Origin of the sequence: Rhodococcus sp. 05-2255-3B1 (assembly GCF_002258545.1) — a bacterium.
Taxonomy (GTDB): domain Bacteria; phylum Actinomycetota; class Actinomycetes; order Mycobacteriales; family Mycobacteriaceae; genus Rhodococcoides.
Window position 1 is genome coordinate 16,184 of record NZ_NOZC01000041.1, and the last position, 25,012, is coordinate 41,195.

The 25,012-nt window shown below is 65.8% G+C and carries 20 protein-coding genes; 4 read left to right on the top strand and 16 right to left on the bottom strand.

The genetic code is table 11. The annotated features are described in order from the left end of the window. The 6 genes from CH249_RS25515 to CH249_RS25540 all read right to left on the bottom strand — a co-directional run bounded on the left by CH249_RS25515 (window position 1) and on the right by CH249_RS25540 (window position 8,232). Window positions 1-1,587, bottom strand: a complete 1,587-nt coding sequence (locus CH249_RS25515) for an amino acid ABC transporter ATP-binding/permease protein (protein WP_143544580.1) — start codon at window positions 1,585-1,587, stop codon at window positions 1-3. Beyond that, the gene (gene cydD / locus CH249_RS25520) at window positions 1,580-3,271 is read right to left on the bottom strand and encodes a thiol reductant ABC exporter subunit CydD (RefSeq protein WP_094682069.1); all 1,692 of its coding nucleotides are present in this window, start codon (window positions 3,269-3,271) and stop codon (window positions 1,580-1,582) included. The genes CH249_RS25515 and cydD overlap by 8 nt, the downstream gene beginning before the upstream one ends. Beyond that, entirely contained in the window at window positions 3,265-4,302 is a 1,038-nt protein-coding gene (gene cydB, locus CH249_RS25525) for a cytochrome d ubiquinol oxidase subunit II (protein ID WP_094628468.1), read from the bottom strand. Before cydB ends, cydD begins: the two co-directional genes overlap by 7 nt. Window positions 4,303-4,311: 9 nt before the next feature. Continuing rightward, window positions 4,312-5,901, bottom strand: coding sequence for a cytochrome ubiquinol oxidase subunit I (locus tag CH249_RS25530; protein WP_094682068.1), 1,590 nt, complete (start codon window positions 5,899-5,901; stop codon window positions 4,312-4,314). Window positions 5,902-6,032: 131 nt separating this feature from the next. Continuing rightward, complete coding sequence (locus CH249_RS25535) at window positions 6,033-6,899, bottom strand: aminodeoxychorismate lyase (RefSeq protein ID WP_094628470.1); 867 nt, start codon at window positions 6,897-6,899, stop codon at window positions 6,033-6,035. A 34-nt stretch (window positions 6,900-6,933) separates the two neighbouring features. Beyond that, window positions 6,934-8,232 (bottom strand): dicarboxylate/amino acid:cation symporter, encoded by a 1,299-nt coding sequence (locus tag CH249_RS25540; RefSeq protein ID WP_094628472.1) that lies wholly within the window; start codon window positions 8,230-8,232, stop codon window positions 6,934-6,936. 110 nt (window positions 8,233-8,342) lie between these two features. On the opposite strand from CH249_RS25540, the gene CH249_RS25545 reads away from it, so the two are divergent. The 3 genes from CH249_RS25545 to CH249_RS25555 all read left to right on the top strand — a co-directional run bounded on the left by CH249_RS25545 (window position 8,343) and on the right by CH249_RS25555 (window position 10,542). After that, window positions 8,343-9,464 carry a folate-binding protein YgfZ gene (locus CH249_RS25545; RefSeq protein WP_094628474.1) on the top strand — a complete coding sequence of 374 codons (1,122 nt, stop codon included), beginning with the start codon at window positions 8,343-8,345 and terminating at the stop codon, window positions 9,462-9,464. Next, complete coding sequence (locus tag CH249_RS25550; RefSeq protein ID WP_032395912.1) at window positions 9,461-10,099, top strand: MOSC domain-containing protein; 639 nt, start codon at window positions 9,461-9,463, stop codon at window positions 10,097-10,099. The genes CH249_RS25545 and CH249_RS25550 overlap by 4 nt, the downstream gene beginning before the upstream one ends. A gap of 248 nt (window positions 10,100-10,347) precedes the next feature. Then, complete coding sequence (locus CH249_RS25555) at window positions 10,348-10,542, top strand: DUF3073 domain-containing protein (RefSeq protein WP_082073787.1); 195 nt, start codon at window positions 10,348-10,350, stop codon at window positions 10,540-10,542. Between the two features lie 91 nt (window positions 10,543-10,633). Here CH249_RS25555 and purM read toward each other — a convergent pair whose 3' ends face one another. The 10 genes from purM to purL form a co-directional block, all read right to left on the bottom strand. Beyond that, entirely contained in the window at window positions 10,634-11,734 is a 1,101-nt protein-coding gene (gene purM / locus CH249_RS25560) for a phosphoribosylformylglycinamidine cyclo-ligase (RefSeq protein ID WP_032376541.1), read from the bottom strand. An 86-nt stretch (window positions 11,735-11,820) separates the two neighbouring features. Further along, window positions 11,821-13,458, bottom strand: a complete 1,638-nt coding sequence (locus tag CH249_RS25565) for an ABC transporter ATP-binding protein (RefSeq protein ID WP_094682060.1) — start codon at window positions 13,456-13,458, stop codon at window positions 11,821-11,823. After that, window positions 13,455-14,423, bottom strand: a complete 969-nt coding sequence (locus CH249_RS25570; protein ID WP_032395914.1) for an ABC transporter permease — start codon at window positions 14,421-14,423, stop codon at window positions 13,455-13,457. The genes CH249_RS25565 and CH249_RS25570 overlap by 4 nt, the downstream gene beginning before the upstream one ends. Further along, a complete protein-coding gene (locus CH249_RS25575) occupies window positions 14,423-15,409 on the bottom strand; it encodes an ABC transporter permease (protein WP_045200293.1) in 987 nt (328 codons plus the stop codon). The genes CH249_RS25570 and CH249_RS25575 overlap by 1 nt, the downstream gene beginning before the upstream one ends. Window positions 15,410-15,514: 105 nt before the next feature. Beyond that, window positions 15,515-17,155, bottom strand: a complete 1,641-nt coding sequence (locus tag CH249_RS25580; RefSeq protein WP_045200295.1) for an ABC transporter substrate-binding protein — start codon at window positions 17,153-17,155, stop codon at window positions 15,515-15,517. A 142-nt stretch (window positions 17,156-17,297) separates the two neighbouring features. Continuing rightward, a complete protein-coding gene (gene purF, locus CH249_RS25585; protein WP_094682067.1) occupies window positions 17,298-18,860 on the bottom strand; it encodes an amidophosphoribosyltransferase in 1,563 nt (520 codons plus the stop codon). Window positions 18,861-18,987: 127 nt separating this feature from the next. Next, the gene (locus tag CH249_RS25590; protein WP_032395916.1) at window positions 18,988-19,374 is read right to left on the bottom strand and encodes a sterol carrier family protein; all 387 of its coding nucleotides are present in this window, start codon (window positions 19,372-19,374) and stop codon (window positions 18,988-18,990) included. After that, window positions 19,374-19,970 (bottom strand): CPBP family intramembrane glutamic endopeptidase, encoded by a 597-nt coding sequence (locus CH249_RS25595; RefSeq protein ID WP_094682059.1) that lies wholly within the window; start codon window positions 19,968-19,970, stop codon window positions 19,374-19,376. Before CH249_RS25595 ends, CH249_RS25590 begins: the two co-directional genes overlap by 1 nt. Further along, window positions 19,967-21,694: an alpha/beta hydrolase gene (locus tag CH249_RS25600; protein ID WP_256988477.1), complete on the bottom strand. Its 1,728-nt coding sequence runs from the start codon at window positions 21,692-21,694 to the stop codon at window positions 19,967-19,969. The genes CH249_RS25595 and CH249_RS25600 overlap by 4 nt, the downstream gene beginning before the upstream one ends. An 83-nt stretch (window positions 21,695-21,777) precedes the next feature. Beyond that, entirely contained in the window at window positions 21,778-24,069 is a 2,292-nt protein-coding gene (gene purL, locus CH249_RS25605) for a phosphoribosylformylglycinamidine synthase subunit PurL (RefSeq protein WP_094682057.1), read from the bottom strand. A gap of 114 nt (window positions 24,070-24,183) precedes the next feature. Between purL and CH249_RS25610 the strand changes: the two genes are divergently transcribed. Next, window positions 24,184-24,948: a nucleoside phosphorylase gene (locus CH249_RS25610; protein ID WP_256988476.1), complete on the top strand. Its 765-nt coding sequence runs from the start codon at window positions 24,184-24,186 to the stop codon at window positions 24,946-24,948. Window positions 24,949-25,012: the final 64 nt, after the last annotated feature.

A 25,012-nucleotide genomic window follows, 5' to 3' on the forward strand; every position in this document is an offset into this window, starting at 1 on the left:
TCAGACCACCTCCTCTCTCGTGTACTTCACAACGTACGCCCGAGTTTCCGAGTCGGCAAAGAGTTTTTTCGCACTGTCCGAGCCGAGGTCGATCACCTGGTCGGCGTCGGTGCGCTCCGGCAGTTGATGGGTGACGACCACCACTGTTCGGTCGGCTCCGAACAATCCTCCGTCCGTGGTGAGCAGCTGGCGCAGTATCGATTCGCCGGAGATTCGGTCCAGGTGCTCGGTCGGTTCGTCGAGCAGCACGATCGGTGCCGTGCTGAGCACAGCCCGCGCGAGCAGCAGTCTGCGGCGCTCTCCCCCGGAGACGGCCTGTGCGCCGCCCACCAGGGTGGTGTGGACTCCGAGCGGCAGAGCGTCGAGCCATGGACCGAGGCCGACTTTCTGCAGTGCCCTGATTGCTTCCTGTTCGTCCACGTCGCCGCGCACCACCCGCAGGTTTTCCAGAATCGAGGTGTCGAACAGGTGCGCGTCCTCGGCGAACAGCGCTGCCTCCGAACCGCATTCCTCGGCGAACTCCCGCAGCATCGTGCTCTTGCCCGATCCGCTGGGTCCGATCAGTGCGCTTCGTGCAGTGGTGCGGTCAAGTGCCTCAGAGGGCACATGACCACGCCACTGCGGCGGAGCCGCATCGAGCATGGCCAGGATTCGAGTTGCGGCGATTCGTCCACGCATCAGGGCGATTGCCGCTCCGGGCAGTGCCGCCGTCGCTTCGAAGGCGGCCAGCGGAACCAGCACGACGATGGCCAGGGCCATCGGTGTCATGCCACCTGCGGTGCCTCCGGTCGGTCCGTACAGCCCGATGCCGACGAGCAAGGACCCGATCACCGATGCACCGATCGACAGCGGACCGGCGGCATCGGCCAGCGCCGACGGTCGTGCCGCCCGGTCGCGTGCGAGTACCGAGTCCTGAGCTGCCCCATGGGCTTCGGTGAGCGTCGCATCGAGTCGTCCGGCGACCCGCAGCTCTGCGGCGTGGTCGAGTGCCCGAACGGCCGTCTCGGTGAACCGCGCGTCGGCGTCGACTCCGGCCTCTTCGGCGACCCGTGCCGACCGCGCCGCCAGGATCGGTGCGCCCACCCCCGCGATCAGCAAGGACACCGCCAGGATCGACGCGGCGGCAGGCGCGATAGCGGCGACCAGTCCTACGGCTGCGAGCATCATCACGACGCTGACGCAGATGGGAACGATCGCGCGTACGACGACGTCGCCGAGCACGTCGACGTCCGCCCCGGTGCGAGCCAGGACGTCACCGCGCCGCAGAGTGAGCGCGCCCTGCCCGTTCGCCAGTCGTTCGTAGATCCTCGTGCGCGCTGCCGTCGTACCGCGCAGGGCCGCGTCGTGTGTGGTCAATCGTTCGAGATAGCGAAACACCCCGCGGGAGATGCCCAATGCACGAACGGCCACCACTGCGACGGTCAGATCCAGCACCGGAGGCATCTGCCACGCTCGGGTGATCAACCATGCCGACAGTGCGGCGAGAGCCAGTGCGCTGCCGAGAGTTGCCACGCCTGCGGCCACGGCCAGTGCCACCCGCCGTGGGGAGAGCTCGAACAGGGCCAGCGCGCGTCGTAGATCAGACATGATCGAACTCCCGTGCCACCTCTGAGCTGCTTCGCACCTCGACGACGCGGTCTGCGGCGTGCAGTACCGAGCGCCGGTGACCGACCATCACCACGGTGACCCCGCGATCGGCCGCATCTCGAAGGGCCTGCAGCACAGTCCGTTCGCTCGCCGCATCCAGGTGCGCCGTGGGCTCGTCCAGCACCATCACCGGAGCAGCGGAGACGAACGTTCGGGTCAGGGCCAGACGTTGCAGCTCGCCGAGCGAAAGACCGACTCCACCCTGACCGACGCGAGTGTTCCAGCCGTTCGGGTGCTCTCGCAGTACGGCATCGAATCCCGAAGCGCGGCAGGCCGCGTCCAGTGCGGCGGCGTCGGGCATGCCGTGGAGGGTGACGTTCTCGTGGAGCGTGCCGGGCAGCAGTATCGGCCGCTGCGGAAGCCAGGCGACCTGTGCCCACCATCGGTCGAGATCGAGATCGACCACGGGCACACCGCCGACCAGAACCGCGCCGCTCGTGGGCGTCGTGAGTCCCAGAACCGCGTGCAGTGCAGTCGATTTACCCGAGCCGTTGGGCCCGGTCAGTACCGTGATGGTGCCCGGGCGGCACAGCGCACTCAACTGGGCCGGAGCGTCGCCGTCCCGGCTCGCGACGGTGAGTCCGGCGAGTTCGATGTCCGCGGTCGCAGCGTCGACGGTCCGGCGGCCGGTCGGCTGCGTCGTACGCCTGTCCAGGACTCGGAAGGCGCGCTCCGCGGCCTCGACGCCGTCCTCTGCTGCGTGGAACTGGGTCCCCACGGCGCGCAGCGGGAAGTACACCTCGGGCGCCAGGATCAACGCGATGATGCCCGCTTCGAGAGTCATCTCGCCGAAGACCAAGCGCAATCCGATGCCGACGGCCACGAGCGCGACACACAGGGTCGCGAGCAACTCGAGCACCATCGACGACAGGAAGGCGATCTTCAACGCGCGCATGGTGGTTCGTCGGTGCGCGTCGCCCAGTGCGCGGATGCGAGCGGCCGGTCCGTGTTCGCGACGCAGCGCGCGCAAGGTCGGCAGGCCGGCCAGAAGATCGAGCAACTGTGCAGACAGCCTGGTCATCGTGGAGAGCGTCGCCGCGGCTCGGCCCTTGGTCAGCAACCCGATCAGAATCATGAAGATCGGAATGAGCGGCAAGGTCACCGCGATGACCACCGCCGACGTCACGTCCTGGGTGACGATGACGATCAGAACCAGCGGAGTGACGATGGCCGCGGACACCAGCGCCGGCAGGTATCCGGTCAGGTACGCCCGCAGACCCCCGATTGCTCGGGTCACGACGACGACCAATTCTTCCCGCTCGCGGTCGAGCTCGCGAGGCTCGAATCGCGTTGCTGCAGTGAGCACCTCCACTTCCAGCTCGGCCACCACACGTGACGCCGACCGGTGCGCGTAGCGGGACTGAGCTCCGGTTGCGAGCACACGGACGGCCACTGCGCCCGCCAGCACCGCCAGTTCCGTCGTCCAGGCGGACAGCGATCTGGCCGTCGGTTCGGTGATGACCCCTGCCAGCACAGTTCCGATTGTCAACGCGCTCACGATGATGCAGAGCGTGACGACGGTCGACAGTGCAACCGTGACGATCAGGTAGCCCCGCGCGGATCGAGAGTACTTCCACAGTCGGGGATCGACCGGTCCCCGCGTGCGAGCGGAGGCGGTCACGATTTCACCGTCAGTCCGATCGAGTCCGGGATGTGGGCACTCGAAATGCGTTGGCGGAAGACCCAGTACGTCCACCCCTGGTATCCGATGACGATGGGTGCGGCGAACGCTGCGGCCCAGGTCATCACTTTCAGTGTGTACGGGCTGGACGACGCGTTCGCGATGGTGAGATCGAAGGCGGCATCCGTGCTCGACGGCATGACGTTCGGGAACAGGGAGGCGAACAGCAGCACCACAACCGCAACGATGGCAATGCTGGTGAACACGAAGGCCCAGCCTTCGCGCACTCTCGCCGTCAGCGCGACGACGAGGAGCAGGGCCACCGCTGCCACGCCGACGAGTACCCAGGTCCATGTCTTGCCGTGGGCGAGTTGGGTCCACACAGCGAATGATCCGCCGACGAGAACTGCCGGAATTGCCAATCGCGCTGCGATTTTCACCGAGTCCTCGTGCACGTCTCCCGAGGTCTTGAGTGCGATGAACACCGCGCCGTGCAGCGCGAACACCAGTGCCATCGTGGCTCCGCCGAGCAGTGCATAGGGGTTGAGCAGATCGAAGAAGCCGGCGGTGACCTTCTTGTTCTCGTCGATGGCTACGCCGCGCACGATGTTGGCGAAGGCAACGCCCCACAGCACCGCCGGTACCCACGAGCCGATACCGATGCCGATGTCGCAGCGCCTGCGCCACACCGGATCGTCGATCTTGCCACGCCATTCGATGGCGCAGATGCGCAGGATCAGTGCCACCAGGATCAGCAGCAGCGGGAGGTAGAAGCCGGAGAACAATGTTGCGTACCACTCGGGGAACGCTGCGAACAGCGCGCCGCCTGCGGTGATGAGCCAGACTTCGTTGCCGTCCCAGACCGGGCCGATCGTGTTCAGTACGGTGCGTCGACGCTTCTCCCCCGTGGCGGAATCGGGGTGCCGCCCGAGAATGGGCATGAGCATTCCGACGCCGAAGTCGAACCCTTCGAGCACGAAGTAGCCGACGAAGAAGAAGCCGATGACGAAGAACCAGAATTCGGGCAGTGACATTGCTATCCCCTAGTAGGCGAACGAGAGCTGTTTGGGCTCTTCGTCTTCCGATTCCGGTGGGTCGACGTGCGGATGCGCGTCGTGTTCGAGAGGCCCTTCGACCACGTAGCGTCGGAGCAGGTAGAACCACACACCACCGAGAGCGGCATAGAGCAGTGTGAACGTCACCAGTGAGGCGAGAACGAGGCCGACGGGGTGGTCCGAGACACCTTGGTCGACGGTGAGCCGAATCTGATCGACGCCGGACAGGTTGGGTGCGACGACCCATGGCTGGCGGCCCATTTCGGTGAAGATCCAACCGGCGCTGTTCGCCAGGAACGGCGTCGGAATGGCCAGCAGTGACAACCGCGAGAACCACTTCTGGTCGGGAATCCGGCCACCCCGAGTGACCCACAGTCCCGCGATCGCAAGCAGTGCCGAGCCTGCGGCCAGTCCGATCATCATCCTGAATGCCCAGTAGGTGACGAACAGGTTGGGCTTGTAGTTGCCCGGGCCGAACTGCTGCTCGTACTGCTCCTGCAGTTGGTTGACTCCCTGCACGGTGGCACCGAAGTCGTTCTCCGCCAGGAACGAGGTGAGGCCGGGGATCGAGATGAGGTGGACCACGGACTCGCAGTTGTTGTGGGTGCCCACGGTCAGGAGCGAGAAACTGGCTCCGGTCTCGGTGTCGCACAACGATTCTGCGGATGCCATCTTCATCGGTTGTTGCTCGAACATGAGCTTGCCCTGGATGTCTCCGGTGATGGCGAGGGCGCCGCCCGCGACGATCATGACGATGAAAGACATGCGCGCTGCCGACCTGAACATCGAACGCGAGTCGGTGGCCGGGAGCGGAGCCTGCGCAGTGACCCCATCGGCAGGGAGCGGAGCCTGCGCAGTGACCCCATCGGCAGGGAGCGGAGCCTGCGCAGCGACCCCGGTGGCCGGGGCCGGGAGCGTGTCGAACTCGTTCTCGGTCTTCGCTTTACGAGCCTCGCGGACCATCCACCAGCCGGAGATGCCTGCGACGAAGGTCGCGGCGGTGAGGAACGCTCCGGCCACGGCGTGTGGAAATGCTGCCAGTGCAGTGTTGTTGGTGAGCAGTGCCCAGATGTCGGTCAGTTCGGCGCGGCCGGTCTCTTCGTTGTAGATCGCGCCGACGGGATGCTGCATCCAGGAATTGGCGGCGATGATGAAGTACGCCGAGGCGTTCACGCCGATGGCGACGAGCCAGATCGTGGCCAGGTGAACGAGTTTGGGGAGTCTGCTCCATCCGAATATCCACAGTCCGAGGAACGTGGATTCGAGGAAGAAGGCGACGAGGCCTTCGAGTGCGAGCGGAGCGCCGAACACGTCACCGACGAAGCGGGAGTATTCGCTCCAGTTCATGCCGAATTGGAATTCCTGGACGATGCCGGTGGCGACACCGAGGGCGAAGTTGATGAGGAAGAGCTTGCCGAAGAACTTGGTCAGTCGGTACCAGGAGTCCTTGCCGGTGATCACCCACATGGTCTGCATGGCAGCCACCATCGGAGCGAGGCCGATCGTGAGGGGAACGAGTATGAAGTGGTAGACGGTGGTGATACCGAACTGCCAACGTGAGACATCCAAGGCGTCCATCAGGGCTCCGAACTCTTCCACCCGTACTGTGACGGGTAACACCGCAGGTCAGGGCGTTGGCCCGCGACGAATTCGACAGTACTACTACGAGTAGTAGTAGGGAAGAGTCCTTAGGCAGAGTCGTTGGACTCCTACCGAGTTTCGGCCGTCTCCACGGCGGCATCGACCATCGATCGAACATCGTCGGTGTGCCGCCGAGTGCCGAGCGGGACGCCGTTCATCGTCGTGACCCGCGCGGCGAGAGTGACGCTCGAGACCAGCCAAACACCATCTGCGGCAATGAGATCCGCCGGATACAGGTGTCCGCGTTCGCACGTCCATCCGGCGGACTCGGCTACGGAGAACAACCCGGCGACCGTGGTTCCGGCCAGGATGCCCTGTTCGACCGACGGTGTGACGAGAGTCTTACCGCGCGCGAGCACCACCGTCGAGCGCGGACCTTCGAGCACCCGCCCCTCGCTGCTGAGATAGATGACGTCGTCGACGCCCTGAGCGGACGCGTGCCGGAGCGCGGCCATGTTGGTGGCATACGACAACGTCTTGGCCCCCGCGAGCTGCCACGGCGCTCGGGACGAGAAGTCCACCGAGTAGCCGCGGTCGAGCGTGATCACCGACACCCCGTCGGTGCGCGCGGCCCTCACTCGCTCGGGCAGCGCTCCCACCGTCACGTACGCGGTGGGGTCACCGCCGCCCTCGCGTCCGCGGCTGAGAACCAGACGCAGGACTGCCTCGTCCTCGGACTCTCGCGCCCACAGGCCGACGGACTGTTCGACGACGGCGCGCCACTGGTCGAGATCGGGAATGGGCAGGTCCAGTGCCTTCGCGGACGCCACCAGCCGAGCCAGATGCAACTCGACCGCACACGCCGCGCCGTCGCGCACGAGCAGCGTCTCGAACACCCCGTCGCCGCGCACCGCGGCCAGATCGTCGGCGAACAGCAACGGCCGATTCGCGTCGTGCACCCGGCCGTCCAACGTCACCACTACCGACTCCGACATGCCCGTCACCCTAGAGGGGAGCGGACGCGTTCGATCAATCCGCTCGGTCGGCCGCCGCCATCGCGTCGGCGTACTCGTCGAGGTCGAGATCCTCGGCGACGACGACCTTGGTGCCGTTGTAGACGTCGCGGTCGATCTCGTCGTCGGCGTTGGCGACGAGCATGGCGACGAACGTGTCTCCGTTGACGTTGAGGAACGTACGGAAGATTCCGGCGAACCAGTCGACGGCGATCAACAGGCCGACGGCCTCGAACGGTAGGTCGAGCGAGGTCGCGAGGAACATCGCGACGACGGGGAATCCGCCGGGCACGGTGATGGTGCCCATGTTGAGCAGAACCGCCAGACCCATGCCGAGCACGATCTGCCCGAGACTCAACTCGATGTTGCCTGCCTGCGCGAGGAACATCACCACGATCATGTAGTTGAGAACGGCACCGTACGAGCCCATGGTGAGCCCGATCGACAGCGTGAAGTTGGCGACCTTCTGGCTGACGCCGACCTTCTCGACGGTGTTGCGCAGCACCGTGGGGAAGGTGACGGCCGAGCTCGTGGTCGTCACTGCGACGGCCGTCTGCTCGGTGAGCTTGCTGGGCAGCTTCCACGGGTTCAATCGGGTGCGCATCGTCACGACCACGACGAAGAGCGCGAACAGAATCAGCACCCCGAGGAGCGTGGTGCCGAGGTAGCTCAGTGCAGTGGAGACCACGGAGAACCCGACGTCTCCGGCGAGCGCGGCGAGCAGACAGAACACGCCGACCGGGGCGATGACCATGACGAGCCGGATCATCGTCAGGACGATCTGCTGAATCTGGTCCATGAACGAGAGCACCTGGGTGTTGCCGGTCTTGGTGATGTGACTGCGCAGCGCGATACCGAAGAGCAGCGAGAAGACGATGATCGGCACCATCGTCGCCGTCGACATGGCGTCGAACACGTTGGTGCTGACGAAGTTGAGCAAGGTGTCCTGCCAGCCGAGCGCCTCTCCCGCCGATTCCTCGAGCGACGGATCGAGCTGCTGGGTGAACACCATGCCCGCGCCCGGGCGGACGATGCTGCTCAGCACCCAGGCCAGCACGGCCGCAACCACCGAGAACCCGATCATCCACTTGAAGGTGCGGAAGGCGATCCTGCCGGTTCCCGCTCCTGCCATCGATCCGGTGGCGACGATGACCGAGGCCATCACCAGCGGGACGATCGACATCTGGATCAGTCGGATGAACAGATCGCCGATGAACTTCAGGTTCGCGGCCCATTCGCCGACCACCAACCCGAACACGATGCCGCCGATCGCGGCGAGGCCGATCTGCGCGGCTGGATGCGCCAGTTTCTTCATGGATCGACACGGTAGGTAGGCGTCGTCGCGGTGCCGTGTCGTCGCCGTTTCGGGGGTGTAAAGGGACCGGTCATCGAGTTGCCTCGCCGACGGGCTCCTACTATGGAGCTGTGTCCGACACAGTCACGATCAGCCCGAGTCCACTTCTGACACTTCCCGGCGCAGTGCCCTCCCCCGACGACAGCGTCGATGCCGGGGTGGCCTGGCACTACGGCAATCCGTTCGGTGAACAACGCGACGCGGTCAGCGGCGCTGCCGTCATCGATCGGTCCCACCGCTTCGTCCTCGCCATCAGCGGAGACGAGCGCCTGAGTTGGTTGAACACCATCTCGAGCCAACTCGTGACGAACCTGGCCGACGGCAGCTCGGCCGAAAATCTCAGTCTCGACGTCAACGGCCGCATCGAGCATCACTTCGTGCAGACCGACCTGGCCGGCGTCACGTACATCGACACCGAGCGCGCAGCCGGCCCGGATCTGCTCTCGTTTCTGAAGAAGATGGTGTTCTGGGCCAAGGCCGAACCCCGCCAGGCCGACGAACTCGCCGTTCTCACCGTCCTCGGATCCGACTCGTCGTCGGTGCTCGGCAAGGCCGACCTGCCTGCTCCGACCGAGATGTACGGTGCTTCGCCGATCGACGGCGGCGGTTTCGTTCGGCGTATGCCCTGGCCGGGAAAGAATTCGTACGACGTGGTGATCCCCCGCGAGAACATCACCGACTGGTTCGTCCGGCTGCGCGACGCCGGAGCCGCTCCCGCCGGAACCTGGGCGTTCGACGCGTTGCGCGTGGAATCGTTGCGTCCGCGCGTAGGAGTGGACACCGACGAGAAGACCATCCCGCACGAGGTTCGCTGGATCGGCAGCGCCGCCGAGTTCGGCGCGGTGCATCTGGAGAAGGGCTGCTACCGCGGGCAGGAGACCGTCTCCCGCGTGCACAATCTCGGTCGCCCGCCGCGGCACCTGGTGCTGCTGCATCTCGACGGTTCTGCGGACGGTCGGCCCGGCACCGGCGATCCGGTCACCGCGGGCGGACGCTCCGTCGGCCGCCTCGGTACCGTCATCGATCACTTCGAGCTGGGGCCGATCGCACTGGCTCTGCTCAAGCGGACCGTTCCGGTCGATACCGCCCTCGAGGCGGGTCCGTGTGCGGCGTCGATCGATCCCGATTCGATCCCGTCGTACGACGACGTCCAGGCCGGTCGCGCTGCGGTGGACCGCCTGCGCGGCCGGTGATCGGCACCGTTCTCGCTGTCTGCGTTGTGCACGCCGATGTTCCGTTCGGACGCCGCGCGGTGGTCGACAGTGGCATCGACAAACGGCCCGTCGACGGGCCGGTGGACGTCCACGAGCTCGGCATCGGTGGTGATCACTGCCGCGACACGAAGTTCCACGGCGGACTCGATCAGGCCGTCTATGCCTACGACGAGGACGAGGCGAGGTACTGGGCCGATCAGCTGGGCACGCCCGTTCCTCCCGGACGTTTCGGTGAGAACCTGCGGACCACCGGTGTCCCGGTGACCGATGCGGTGATCGGCTCGCGGTGGCGAGTGGGCAGTGTGGAGCTGGAGGTGACGATCGCCCGCAAGCCCTGCGGAACGTTCGCACGGTGGATGGGCGAGCCCGGTTGGATCCGTCGCTTCACCGCGCGCGGTGATGTGGGTGCGTATCTCCGAGTGCTCGAACCCGGGGTCTTCGGCGGCGGTGACGCCGTGAGCGTGACGTCGGTCCCCGAGCACGGGGTGACGGTGCGGATGCTGTTCGAGGGGAGGGATCACGCAGCGATGCAGACTCTGCTGGACGCGCCGGGATTGGCACCGAAGGTGTACCGCGACGCCGCTGCAGCGCTCGAATCGTTGCGGCGACCATGACGCGCAGCACTACCGATTTCGTGTCGCAGAACGAAGATAGTTTGCCTCTGCACGGATATGCGCAGGTACAGGCGGCATCGACCCCCGGCCCGGGCGTGTCGCATCACCATGCGCGCCCCCAACACGTGGTGCCGTATGCGCATCGCAGCGATTCGCGCGCTAGAGTGTGTGCCAGGAAGAAATACCAACTCTAACGGGGCCGCCAAATTTCCCCAGGCCGCCCCGCAAGTCCGCGAGGGGGCACCGCCATGGGCCGAGGCAGGGCTAAGGCAAAGCAGACAAAGGTCGCTCGTGAGCTCAAGTACAGCTCGCCGACAACGGACTTGGAGAGTCTGCAAAGAGAGCTCTCCGGTGGTTCGTCCAACTCCCATCGTGGCATCCACTCTGACTCGGATGTGCATTCCCGAGTCGAGGAAGACGAGTACGAGGACTGGCGACGCTAGTACTGTGCACGACAACGACTGAGGGGGAGCCGCACAGCGGCTCCCCCTCACTTGTTCGCCCGATGTTCGGACGATCAGAACCTTGCCGCGGTCAGAACCGCGGATGGTTACCCAGCAGCAACGCACGCTCGTCGGCGACGTCCTTACCGGTCGCCTTCTTCACCGTGCCGAGAGTCCAGCAGTCGATGTGGCGTGCGGTCAGCACTGCAAGTGCTCGGTCGACGTCCTCGGGTGCCACGATGGCCACCATGCCGACACCCATGTTGAACGTCTGCTCCATCTCGGCCCGCTCGACGCGTCCGCGCTGAGCGATCAGCGAGAAGATCGGAGCCGGGCTCCAGGTGGTGCGGTCGAGTTCGGCGACAAGACCCTCGGGCATGACCCGTGAGAGGTTGTTCGCCAGTCCGCCGCCGGTCACGTGGCAGAACGTGCGGACGTCGGTCTCGGCTGCGAGCGCGAGGCAGTCCTTGGCGTAGATCTTGGTGGGTTCGAGCAGTTCTTCACCGAGCGTGCGGCCGAATTCCTCGACGTGTCCGCCGAGATCCATGTGGTTGATCTCGAGCAGCACCTTGCGGGCGAGGGAGTAGCCGTTGGAGTGCAGACCCGACGATCCCATGCCGATGACGACGTCACCGGGACGCACCCGCTCGGGTCCGAGGATCGAATCCGCCTCGACGACGCCGATGCCGGTGGCCGAGAGGTCGTAATCGCCGTCGGCCATCAGTCCCGGGTGCTCGGCCGTCTCGCCGCCGAGCAATGCGCAGCCGGCGATGATGCAGCCTTCTGCGATGCCCTTGACCAGCTCGGCGACCTGCTCGGGAACGACGCGGCCCACGGCGATGTAGTCCTGCAGGAACAACGGCTCGGCACCACAGACGACGAGATCGTCCACGACCATGGCCACGAGGTCGAGGCCGAGGGTGTCGTGCTTGCCGAGTGCCTGCGCGACGGCGACCTTGGTGCCGACGCCGTCGGTCGAGGCCGCCAGGACAGGCTCGCGGTAGTCGCCCTTGAGTGCGAAGAGACCGGCGAAACCGCCGAGACCGCCCATCACCTCGGGCCTACTGGCCTTCTTGGCGAGCGGCGCGAACAGCTGCACTGCTCGGTCTCCTGCGGCGATGTCGACCCCGGCCGCCGCGTAGGAGGCACCGCCCGAGTGAGTTGCGCTCGTGGGTTGGGATTCCTCGGTCATTCGGCTCCAGCCTGTGTACTAGTTCATGTCAGCGCCCGGTGCGGCGCGGCCCCAACGGTACCGGAGTGCCCGGTCAGGAGAAGAACTCACGTGTGCAGGCGCTTGCCGGGAATCGCAGCCAACAGCTTCTTCGTGTAGTCCGCCTCCGGGGATCGCAGAATCTTCCACGGTGTTCCCTCTTCGACGATTCCCCCGTTGCGCAGCACCACCACCCGATGCGCGACGCGGTCCACCACGGCGAGATCGTGACTGATGAACAGGCACGCGAAACCGAATTCCTGCTGTAGCGCCTCGAACAGGTCCAGCACCGCTGCCTGCACCGAGACGTCGAGGGCACTGGTCGGCTCGTCCGCCACCACCAGATCCGGACCGAGCACCAGTGCCCGCGCCAGGCTGACGCGTTGCCGCTGCCCACCGGAGAGCTCGTGTGGGTAGCGCTTGTCGGTGCCCGACGGCAGTTGTACGGCGTCGAGCAGTTCGGTGGTCCTCGCGGCGATCGCATCCGTGGAGCCGTACTTGTGCACGATCATCGGCTCGGCGATGCATTGCCCGACGGTCAGTCGCGGATTCAGTGACGCCGACGGGTCCTGGAAGACGAAGCCGAATCGCTTGCGCAGCGGCTTGAGCTTGCGTTCGCTCACGCCTGCGATGTTCTGTCCCATCACCGTCACGCTGCCACTCGTCGGCTTCTGCAGTGCTGCAACACATCTGCCGATCGTGGACTTGCCCGAGCCGGATTCTCCCACCAGTCCGAGGGTTTTGCCGCGGTGGATGGTCAGCGAGACGTCGTCGACGGCCCTGAACGCAGGCGAGCCGACGCCGCCGGAGAACTGCACCACCAGACGCGAGACGTCGAGTACCGGTTCACCCGAGGTGTCGACCGTCTTGTCGGACTCCACCGCGGCCAGTGTGGGCACCGCGGCCAGCAGCTTCTTGGTGTAGTCGTCCGCGGGTGCGTCGAAGAGCTGCGCCACCGGGGCTTCCTCTACGACGCGACCGTTCTGCATGACGACGACGCGGTCCGCCAGATCCGAGACGACGCCCATGCTGTGGGTGATCAGCACGATGGCGCAGCCGAGCCGGTCCTTGAGATCGCGGAGCAACTCCAGGATCTCGGCCTGCACCGTGACATCGAGGGCGGTGGTCGGCTCGTCGGCGATGATGACCTTCGCCTCGCACGAGATGGCGATCGCGATCATGACGCGTTGCTTCTGCCCGCCCGAGAGCTCGTGCGGGTAGTACGAGAACCGCTGCTCGGGACTGGGCAGACCCACCATCGACAGCAGTTCGACGGCTCGCGACTTGGCGTCCTTGGCCGACATCCGCTTACCGTCCGCGCCTGTGTGCGCACGCAGCGCCTCGACGATCTGATATCCGATGGTGAACAGCGGATCGAGGGCGCTACCCGGTTCCTGGAACACCATCGAAATCTTGTTGCCGCGCAACTGCGCCCACGCCTTGTTGCTCAGCGTCGTCACGTCCTGGCCACCGAGAACCACGTGTCCCTCGACGCGTGCGGTGTCGGGTAGCAGTCCGATGGCGGACCGGACGCTGACGGATTTGCCCGATCCGGACTCACCCACCACCGCCAGGACCTCGCCGGGATACACCTCGAACGAGACCTCGGTGACGGCGTCGACTTCGCCGGCATCTGTGGCGAACGTGACGGACAGCGACTTCACCGACAGTGCGGACTCGCGTGGAGTCACAACGCTCGATGTCATACCTTCACCGCCTTCTTGAACTTCTTGCGGGTGCGCAGCAGCGGATTGAGTGTCTCGCTTGCGCTTTCGCCCACCATGGTCAGGCCGAGCACCACGAGCACGATGCCCAGGCCGGGGAACACCGACGTCCACCAGATGCCGTTGGAGATGTCCGGCAGCGCCTTGTTGATGTCGTAGCCCCACTCCGAGGCGGAGGTGGGTTCGATACCGAAGCCGAGGAATCCGAGCCCGGCGAGGGTCAGGATGGCCTCGGCACCGTTGAGGGTGATGATGACCGGCAGTGTCTGCACCACGTTGGCGAGAATGTGCCGGAACAGGATTCGTGGAGTACCGGCCCCGGTGACCCGGGCGGCGTCCACGTACGGTTCGGTCTTGACCGCCACCGTGGCGTTGCGTACCACGCGGAAGTACTGCGGCACGAAGATCGCCGTGATGGCGATTGCCGCGGACGCGATACCGCCGAAACTGGACGACTGTCCGCCTGCGACGACGATCGAGATGACCACCGCGAGGAGCAGCGACGGAAAGGCGTACATCGCGTCCATGAACAGTACGAGGACGCGATCGAACCAACGGCCGATGTAGCCCGAGGCCAGGCCGAGCGGAACACCGATGATCAGCGAGAGCACCAACGACGATGCGATCACCATCAATGCTGTTCTCGCACCGTAGATCACGCGGGAGAACACGTCCTCGCCGCGGACCGACGTGCCGAACCAATGCTGCGCGGACGGAGCCGCCTGGCGGGCGAAATCCTGCCCGGCGTCGCTGGTCTGCGAGAACCCGTACGGCGCGAGGAGCGGAGCGAACACTGCGGCGACAACGAACCCGACCATCAGGGCCAACCCGACGATCAGGGTGACGCGTTGCAGCCCCGACGTGGACTTGACGAACGCGACGCCCGGAAATCCTCGGCGGTGCGGACGGGTGGGAGGGACGTCGGACAGCACGACTTCGGTGCTCATCAGAACCTCACTCTCGGGTCGATGAGTGCGACGATCGCGTCGGTGACGAAGCTGACGACGGCGACCACCACGGCCAGGAACGTCACGATGCCCTGCACCGCAACGAAATCGCGGGCCTGCAGGTACCGGGCGAGTTCGTAGCCCAGGCCCTGCCACTCGAAGGTCGTCTCGGTCAGCACCGCCCCGCCGAGCAGTACGGCGATCTGCAGGCCGATGACGGTGACGATGGGAATCATGGCGTTGCGGAACGCATGCCGTCGCGTCACCGTGCCCTCGCTCAATCCGCGAGCGCGCGCGGCGTCGACGAAGGGTGCCTGCAGGGTCTGGATCAGGTTGACGCGCACCAGCCTCAGGAACACTCCGGCCGTCAGCAGACCCAGAGCGAGTGCGGGAAGTACCGCATGCTCGAGCACGTCCACGGTGTAGCTCGTCTCTCCGTAGAGGAACGAATCGACGATGAGGATGTTGGTCTTGGGCGAGACGTTCTGCAGTGCCAGTTCCACGTTCGTGCTGGCTCGTCCTGCCACCGGCAGCCAGCCGAGCTTGACCGCGAACAGCAGTTTGAGCAGCATGCCGACGAAGAACACCGGTGCCGCATACGCCAGGATGGCGAAGATCCGCAGCGAGGCGTCACCGAATCGGTCCCGATGGGTGGCGGCGAAGAAGCCGAGCGGGATGCCGACCGCGAAGGCGACCAGCAGTGCCCAGAACGCCAATTCCAGTGTCGCAGCACCGTTGACGAGCAGAACGTCACTGATCGCGCGATTGTCGGTGGCCGAGCGGCCGAAATCGCCGCGCAGCAATCCGGTCAGGTACTCCCAGTACTGCGTCAGGATCGGCCGGTCGTAGCCGGCTTCGGCCTTGCGCTGGGCGATCTGTTCGGCGGGAAGGCGGCCGCCGAGGGCGGCGGTGATCGGATCACCGATCACACGCATGAGAAAGAAAACGACGGTGACGAGAATCCAGGCAGTCGGAATGATCAGCAGAAATCTGACCCCGAGATAGCGGGCGAGCGCGCCGTACCGTGACGGCGCGCTCGCCTGCTGCGCTTGCTTCTCCCCTACCGGCGCGTCCGCGGTAGTGGGCACCGGTCAGCTCTTGGCGAGAGTGACGAAACGGAACTTGAACGAGGCGTCGAGAGTCTCGTCCACACCGCTGATCTCGTCGGTGGCGACGGCGATCTGCTTGCCCTCCAACAACGGAAGCGTCGGCAGGTAGTTCGTCGCGAGCTCGGTCTGAATCTGACCGATGATCTGCATCCGAGCGTCCTCGTCGGCGGTCGTGCGTTCGAGATCGAGCAGCGAGGTGATGGCCGGGCTCTCGAAGTGCGACTGCAGGAAGTTGTCCGGCGCGAAGAACGGCGTCAGGTAGTTGTCTGCATCGGGATAGTCCGGGAACCAGCCCAGCTGGTACACCGGGTAGGCGTCGGCGACGCGTTCCTTGGTGTAGGTGCTCCACTCGGTGGACTGCAGGTTCACGTTGAACAGGCCCGTCGCGTCGAGCTGGCTCTTGATCGCGGCGTATTCCTCGCTCGAGCTCGAACCGTAGTGGTCCGGGTTGTACTGCAGGTTGAGCTGAACGGGAGTGGCAATGCCTGCGGCGGAAAGGAATCCAGCCGCCTCGTCGCGGTTCGGCGTGGTGCCGTAGACATCGCCGTAGGCGGTGTTCGCGCCGGCCAGTCCGGTGGGAACCACGGAGTACAGCGGGGTGTAGGTGCCCTTGTAGACGCCGTCGGACAGCGCCTGACGATCGACCGAGGACGCAATTGCCTTGCGCACGGCCAACTTCTGCTCCGGGGTGTCGCCGGGCATCGTGTTCATGTTGAACACCATGTAGCGCGATTCGCCGCCGGGTCCCTCGTGCACCGTCAGTCCGTCCACACTGCCGAGCGATTCGACGTCCGTCGGGGTCAGCGAGCGCCACGCGACATCGATGGCTTTGTTCTGCACGTCGAGCTTGAGGTTGTCGGAGCTGGTGTAGTACTTGACGTTGATCGAGGACGTCTTCGGCGTTCCGAGAATGCCGTTGTAGTCACCGTTCGCGGCGAAGCTGACGAGGGAGTTCTTGGCGTAGCTCGAGATCGAGTACGGGCCCGCGAACGGAGTACCCGCCACGATGGCGTCGTCGTCGAGAATCGAATCGGCCGGGAAGACGGTCTGATCGACGATCGGTCCTGCCGGGGTCGCCAGAATCTGCGGGAAGGTCTGGTCGTTCGCAGCCTTCAGGGTGAATTCGACGGTCTTCTCGTCGGGCGTGGCGATGCTGTCTAGATTGGTGAGCAACGACGCGGGGCCGTTGGGGTCGTTGATCGCGACGATCCGATCGAACGAGTACTTCACGCTCTCGCTCGTCAGCGGGTTGCCGTTGGCGAACTTCAGGTCGTCCTTCAACGTGCACGTGTAGACGGTCGGCTCGGTGAAGTCGCAGCTCTCGGCCGCGTCAGGCTCGAGTTCGGAGCTACCGGGCGCGAAGTTCATCAAGAACGGATACGTCTGGTTCATCACCATGAACGAACCGTTGTCGTACGAGCCGGCCGGGTCGAGCGATGTCACCTGATCGGTGGTGCCGACCGTGATGGTCTCGCCGCCGCTGTCGCCGGATCCTCCGGCGTCGGTGCGTCCCGAGCCGCAGGCTGCGGCCGTCAGTGCGAGTACCGACAGTGCTGCCACGGCAGCGGTCTTCCTGCCGTGCTTGCGCACTGCAGTCTTCGATGCCGCGCTGTAGCGCTGCATGCGTCCGTCGTCGGGCGACAGGGTCATCTGAATGCCTCTATCCAAATCGGTGTGTCCTATGTAACTCGGGACAGTACCGACGGACTGTTTCCAATATGTGGCATTGAGAAAACCCCGCTGTTCCCTTGCAGGAACGCCCAGCTCACGGACGACTAAGAGCGCTCACATTCGCGTCGTTGTCCACCGGCTGCCCGGCCGCCGAGGACAACAGACCTTCGAGTACGTGCTTGCCGAGCGCATTGTCCGCAGGCAGATCGATGGGGTACCTGCCCGTGAAACAAGCTGCGCACAAGCGTGATTCGGGCTGCTCCGACGCGGCGATCATGCCGTCGATGGAGATGTACCCCAGCGAGTCGGCACCGATGGCCTGGCGGACGCCTTCGAGGATCCCGTCCTCGGAGTCGACACCGTTGGCGATCAGCTCTGCGGGAGAAGCGAAGTCGATGCCGTAGAAGCAGGGCCAGCGCACCGGCGGCGACGCGATACGCACGTGAATCTCCAGCGCACCGGCCTCGCGCAGCATCCTGATCAGGGCTCGCTGGGTGTTGCCGCGAACGATCGAATCGTCCACCACCACCAGTCTTTTGCCCCGTATGACCTCTTTGAGAGGATTGAGCTTGAGTCGAATACCGAGCTGGCGGATGGTCTGCGACGGCTGAATGAACGTGCGGCCCACGTAGGCGTTCTTCATCAGGCCCTGGCCGTACGGAATGCCGGAGCCCTGCGCGAAACCGACCGCAGCGGGAGTTCCGCTCTCGGGCACCGGAATCACCAGGTCGCCGTCGGCCGGATGCTCCTTGGCGAGGCGTCGTCCGATCTCGACACGCGTCGAGTGCACCGAACGGCCACCGATGACGCTGTCCGGCCGAGCGAGGTACACGTACTCGAACACGCAGCCCTTGGGCTCGGGGGCCGCGAATCGTGAGGACCGAACGCCGTCGGCATCGATCGCGAGGAGCTCACCGGGTTCGATGTCGCGGACGAACGCGGCACCGACGATGTCGAGTGCAGCCGTCTCGCTGGCCACCACCCAGCCGCGATCGAGGCGGCCGAGGCACAACGGACGGACGCCGTGCGGGTCGCGCGCGGCGTAGAGGGTGTGCTCGTCCATGAACGTCAGGCAGAAGGCACCCTGCAGCTGCGGCAGCAACTCCATTGCAGCCTGCTCGATGGTGCAGTCGGCGGCCTTGTGGGCCAGCAGCGCGGTCACCACGTCGGAATCCGACGTGCCGTTGCCCTGCAGCCGGTCACTGATCAGCCCTGCGTCGCGTGCCTTGGTGGCGAGCTCGGCGAAGTTCACCAGATTTCCGTTGTGGCCGAGTGCAATCCCGGTCCCGGCGGTGGTGGTGCGGAAGATCGGTTGCGCGTTCTCCCACGTGACCGATCCACTGGTGGAGTAGCGGCAGTGTCCGATGGCGACGTGCCCGGGCATGGCACCGAGTGTCTGCTCGTCGAACACCTGGCTGACGAGCCCGAGATCCTTGAACACCAACACCTGGGAACCGTCGGAGACGGCGATGCCGGCAGCTTCCTGACCACGGTGTTGCAGCGCATAGAGGCCGTAATACGAGAGCTTGGCCACATCCTCGCCCGGTGCCCACACTCCGAAGACTCCGCACTCCTCGCGCGGCTCGTTCTCCGGTTCGTCGAGCGGTTTGCCTACCAGAAGATTCGGACTGTCGACCGACAAATCGGCGTTGGTCACGGGCATTGCTCCCTTGGGGGTACGGGGCGGGGGGCCATGCCCGAGTCTACGGGCACACGGCCCGAGTCAACGCATCGTGTGGACGGGAGATTCCCAGCAGGTGAACGCGTGTCCGAATTGGAGCCGATCACCTGATGGACATCAGTGGCAGCCAGCGCCCCACCTCGGCCGCCCTACTGCCCGACGCATCGATCGAGCCGTCGGCGAGTGCGTCGGCGAAATTCCGGATTCCGGTCACCACCTGCAGCCACGTCAGCGCATCGGTCTCGACCACGTTCGGCGGAGTTCCGCGGGTGTGGCGCGGCCCCACGATGCACTGCACCGCGACGAACGGCGGCACCCGCACCTCCACCGAGGATCCCGGCGCGTTCTGGCCGAGGGTTCGGGCAGTGGTTCGTACCGCTGCGGCGATCTGCGCCCGCGCAGGCTTGTCCGCCTCGCCCTTGATCCAGTCCTCGACGGCCAGCACGGCGTCGCGTACCTCGGCGGGGCCGACTTCCTTGTGTGGTGGCACTACGTCGAACTCCTGTCGTTCGCAGCGAGATGCGCCAGAACGGCGCCGCTGGCGTTGAGGAAGTAATGCAGCAAGGCCGGCGCGAGCACACTGCCGCTGCGGGCTCGCAGCCACGAGAACACCACCCCGGCCGCGGCCGTCGCCACGACCGTCCCGACCACGGTGTCACCCGCCGCCCGGGCCGGGTGAATGTGCCAGAGCCCGAAGAAGATCGGCGACAGAGCGGGCGATGCAGCGTCGAGCACGCCGCGAAAGAGCAACTCCTCGGTGAGGACCGTCCCCACCGGAATCCGAAACAGAACCCACTCGGCCAGCTCGTCCTCGGACGGCCGAACCCGGCGTCGCAACGCAGGAATCGCAGCGACGACGGCCGATCCGATCACCGGAACGGCCGATGCCGCCGCGCCCCACTTCACGCCTGCAACCGTATTGCGCAATCCCAGTTCCGCGGCGCTGCGGCCCGAGACCGCCGCAACGGCCACTGCGAACGAGGCATTGGCCACCGCCCGTCCACGGGCACCGAGGCCTGTCGAGGGCAGCACGACCGTGCTCCACGCCGTCGTCGCGGCACCGATCGCCAACGCCTCGGTGGTCACTTCTCGGGACCGTCTCGGCCGGCGAATTGCTCCATGACTCCGCGGACTCGTTCGGTGTCGCGGTCGGTCCACCCCTCCGGCGCGGCGACGGCAACCCAGCCGTCGAGCACGAGGGTTCCGTAGTTGTGGCCGTGCCCGTCGGGAACGCCCGCAGCGTTGGTCAGGTCGGCGGCCACCTGCCAGAAGGTGACGACCGGGAACCACCGCATACTCGGCAGCCGGTCCGGACCGGGTGGCTCGGACAACCAGTCGGGACGCTCGAACAGCAGATCGGGTGACCACCAGACCACCGGATCCGACGCGTGCTGGACGTAGAGGATTCTCGGTTCGTACCAGGGCTGATCCTCCGGCGGGATGCCCGACGAGTTGTCGGCGAATCGGACCGTCAGTCCCTCGGAGTAGACCGGCCGAACCTCGGGGCTTCCCGGGTCGCGTCGGCTGACGAACTGACTCCAGATGCGGTTGTTGTTCGGTGGCCCCACCCACAGCACGCCGTCGGTGGTGTCCCGGATGTCGGCCAACCCGTCGAACGCGCCCTCGCCCGCCTGGGTGCCGAGGCTCTCGCCGTAGACGTAGAACTTGGGGCGGGTGCCCTCCGGTTCCTGCAGCCAGCGGTCGTGCACCTTGTCGATCAGAGCTCTGCCCGCCTGCGCGGCCTTGTCGCCCTCCGCGATGAAGGAGATCCAACTCGGCAAGTAGGAGTACTGGGATGCGACGGTGGCGACATCGCCGTCGAACATGAGCTCTTCGGCTTCGATGGCGGTGGGATTGACCCATCCGGTTCCGGTGGTCGGAACGACGACGAGAGCCGCGCGCTGGAATGCCCCGGTACGTTCGAGTTCTGCGACCACGATGTTCAGTCGCTCGTCCTGGGTCTCGGCGGTTTCCAGGCCGGCGTACGCCCTGATCGGCTCGAGACTGGGGCGGCCGGTGGCCCGCTCCATCTCGTCGGCGCGCAGTCCGCTGGAGACGAAGTTGCGGCCCTCGAATCCGAGGGTGTCCCACGGTGCCAACGAGTTCGGACTACCGGAGCGTTCGTCGGCCACGGGTTGTTCTGCGCCGTCGCGAGTTTCGTCGTTCTGCAGGCTGAAAGCCGAGTTGGTGACCTCGGAGACGGCCCGGAGCAGGACGCCCTGAACCAGCGCTACGGACAGCACGACGAGGACGACGACTCCGAGCGCGTTGGCAACTTCGCGTGGCATCTTCACGACGCGGTTTATCTGCCGGGCGAGCAGACGAACGAGGTCGCGCAACACCCGCCATACCGAAATCAACAGCGCCGCAACGGCGATACTGAGTGCACCGGTTCGGAAGTATCCCGTGGTGGTGGTGCCCTCGGCGTCCATCAGTGCGGCCAGCTCACGCTGCCATTCCGCCGAGATCGCCAACATGATCATCGACGCTGCGATCGCGAGGACGGGTACGGCGACCTTGACGGCGAGTTCGATCTTGCGCGGCAACGGCCACCACGATCGGGACGAGAGCCACCAACGGGTGACGGCCCATCCCACCGCCACGCCGAATGCGTAGCCGATGGCCGCGTTGATACCGCCGATGATGCCCTGGAACAACCATCCCCGCGGGAGCAGCGACGGAGTCAACGACCAGCAGAAGAACAACGCGCCGAACGCAATTCCGGTGAAGTCCAGGCGCAGCAGGCCCCAGGCCCACATGACGAACGGGTGCTTGTCCGGTGAGGGGACCGAGAACTCGACCGTCGGCAGGTGGTAGCGGTGATGCTCGTTCTGCTCGAGTGCGGAGTCGGGCTCGGCGAGCTGCTGCTCCGATGTGTGTCCCCCCACCTCGGTCAGCCGAAGAGTCTGGGAAGAGTGCTCTCGAACGTCTCGCGCAGTTCCGTCATCGGGACGGAGAACTGCCCTTGCACCTCGATCGAATCCGAGCCCTCGTCGACGACGCCGATGCGCACCCACGGCAGACCGCGGGCGGTGCACATGCCGGTGAAGCGAGTCTCTTCCGTGCGCGGTACGGCGACCAGTACGCGGCCCGAGGACTCGGAGAACAGTGTCACGAACGGATCGGCACCCTCGGGAACGATGATGCGGCAACCGGTTTCACCGGCCAGAGCAGCTTCGACGACGGCCTGCGCGAGGCCACCTTCGGACAGATCGTGGGCTGCCGAGACCAGTCCGTCACGCGAGGACGAGAGCAAGATGTCTGCCAGCAGTTGCTCACGGGCGAGATCGACCTTGGGCGGCACGCCGCCGAGGTGGTCGTGCTCGACCTGCGCCCAGATGGCCCCGTCGAACTCGTCGTGGGTGTCACCGAGCAGGATCAGCGTCTCGCCGGGCTCGAGTCCGAGGCCGGTGGGGATGCGGCGATGCACGTCGTCGATGACGCCGAGTACACCGACGACGGGCGTCGGCAGGATCGGCTCTGCACCGGTCTGGTTGTAGAAGCTGACGTTGCCGCCGGTCACGGGAATACCGAGGGTGACGCAGCCGTCGGCCAGTCCGCGCACGGCCTGCTGGAACTGCCACATGACGCCCGGGTCCTCGGGCGAGCCGAAGTTCAGGCAGTTGGTGACGGCCTTGGGCGTCGAGCCGGTGACAGCGACGTTGCGGAAGGCTTCGGCGAGCGCGAGCTGCGCGCCCTGGTAAGGATCGAGTGCGGTGTAGCGGCCCGACGCGTCGGTGGCCAAAGCGATTCCACGACCGGTCTTCTCGTCGATGCGGATGACGCCTGCGTCGGCGTTCTCGGCGAGGACGGTGTTTCCGCGCACGTAGCGGTCGTACTGCTCGGTGATGAATCGACGGCTGCACAGCTGCGGCGAGCCGATCATCTTCAGCAGCGTCGCCCGCAGCTCGTCACCGGTTTCCGGACGCTTCAGCGACGCCGTGGTGTTCGCGACCAGATCGTCCTGGGTGGCGGGTCGCTGCACGGGACGGTTGTACACCGGTCCCTCGTGCGCAACGGTCTTCGGCGGAACGTCGACCACGGTCTCGCCGTGCCACGTGATCTGCAGATGCTCACCGTCGGTGACCTCACCGATGACGGTGGCCAGGACGTCCCACTTGCGGCAGACGGCCATGAACGCGTCGACGTTCTCGGGCGTCACCACCGCGCACATGCGCTCCTGGGATTCGCTCGACAGCACCTCGGCGGGCGTCATGCCGGTGGCGCGCATCGGCACCTTCTCCAGCTCGATGTGCATTCCGCCACTGCCTGCGGAGGCGAGTTCGGAAGTGGCACAGGACAATCCGGCACCGCCGAGATCCTGGATGCCGACGACCAACTTGTTGGAGTACAGCTCGAGGCAGGCTTCGATGAGCACCTTCTCGGTGAAGGGGTCGCCCACCTGCACCGCGGGGAGCTTCTTACGGCCCCCGCCGGTCTCGTCCCCGTCGAACGTCTCCGAGGCCAGCACGGACACGCCGCCGATGCCGTCGAGACCGGTTCGTGCGCCGAACAGAATGATCTTGTTGCCCAGGCCCGACGCGAACGCCAGATGCATGTCCTCGACACGCATGACGCCGGCACACAGAGCGTTGAGCAGGGGGTTACCGGCGTAGGAGGCGTCGAACACCGTCTCGCCACCGATGTTCGGCAGGCCGAGCGAGTTTCCGTAACCGCCGACGCCTGCGACGATGCCGCTCAGAACGCGGCGCGTATCGGGTGCATCGGCAGCACCGAATCGCAGCTGGTCCATGACGGCGATCGGGCGCGCGCCCATGGCCATGATGTCGCGGACGATGCCGCCGACGCCGGTCGCTGCACCCTGATAGGGCTCGACGTACGACGGGTGATTGTGGCTCTCGACCTTGAACGTGACGGCCCAACCGTCGCCGACGTCGACGACGCCCGCGTTCTCACCGATACCCGCGAGCATCGGCTTGCGCATCTCGTCGGTGGTGGTCTCGCCGAAGTACTTCAGGTGCACCTTCGAGGACTTGTACGAGCAGTGCTCGCTCCACATGACGGAATACATCGCCAATTCGGCGTCGGTGGGCCGACGGCCGAGGATTTCCTTGATGCGGACGTATTCGTCGTCCTTGAGTCCGAGTTCTTTGTACGGCTGCGCAACGTCGGGGGTGGCGACGGCGTTGGAGACGGTGTCTGTGGGTACAGAGCTAGCGGACACGAGGAATAGGTCCCTTCGATGGAGCGAAATGCCAGGGAGAGTCTATCGGGACCCGCAGACATGTACGGCATCGGTCGTGCAGGGCCGAGCGTCGCCTCGTGCGAACATCACCTGATGGACATCGCGCTGACCGAGAACGATCTGGACGAAACGGGCGTCATCGACCCGTCGATGGTGGCCAAGGGAGTCGACGTTCCGCCGAAAGCCGTCGTCTGTTTCTTCTCCGAGGTGATCGAGAGCATCTGTGCGAAAGGCGACGCCCGAGTCGTGTCGGTCATGCGTTCCGAGCACGGCGAACACCCCGTCTACGAGATCGAACGACACGGGGAGAAGCTCGCCGTGTTCCACCCCGGCGTCGGTGCGCCGTTGGCGGCACTGTTCCTCGAAGAGGCCATCGCGATGGGATGCACCCAGTTCGTGGCCGTCGGCGGCGCGGGAGCACTGTCCGACGACCTGGGCATGGGACACGTGATGGTGGTCGACAGTGCCGTCCGCGACGAGGGCACCTCGTTCCACTACCTGCCGCCGGGCCGCGTGGTCGACGCCGACCCGGCAGGCGTGGCCGTACTGCAATCCGTACTGACCGACGCCGGAGTCGACTTCGTCACCGGGCGTTCCTGGACCACCGATGCGCTCTACCGCGAGACCCGTGCCCGCGTCTCCCGCCGAGTCGAAGAAGGCTGCCGAACCGTCGACATGGAGGCCTCGGCCTTCTGCGCCGTGGCCCGATTCCGCGGAGTGCGCTTCGCGCAACTGCTGTACGCCGGCGACTCCCTCGCCGCCGACTGGGATCACCGCGGCTGGACCAGGGCAACAACAGTGCGCGAACAATTGTTCTGGCTCGCGGCGGATGCGTGCCTACAACTGAGCCCGATCTGAGTCTCCGGGGCGCTGGGTCACTGACTCACCCCGCCCCTCGCTCACCCTCGGCCCCCGCTCACCG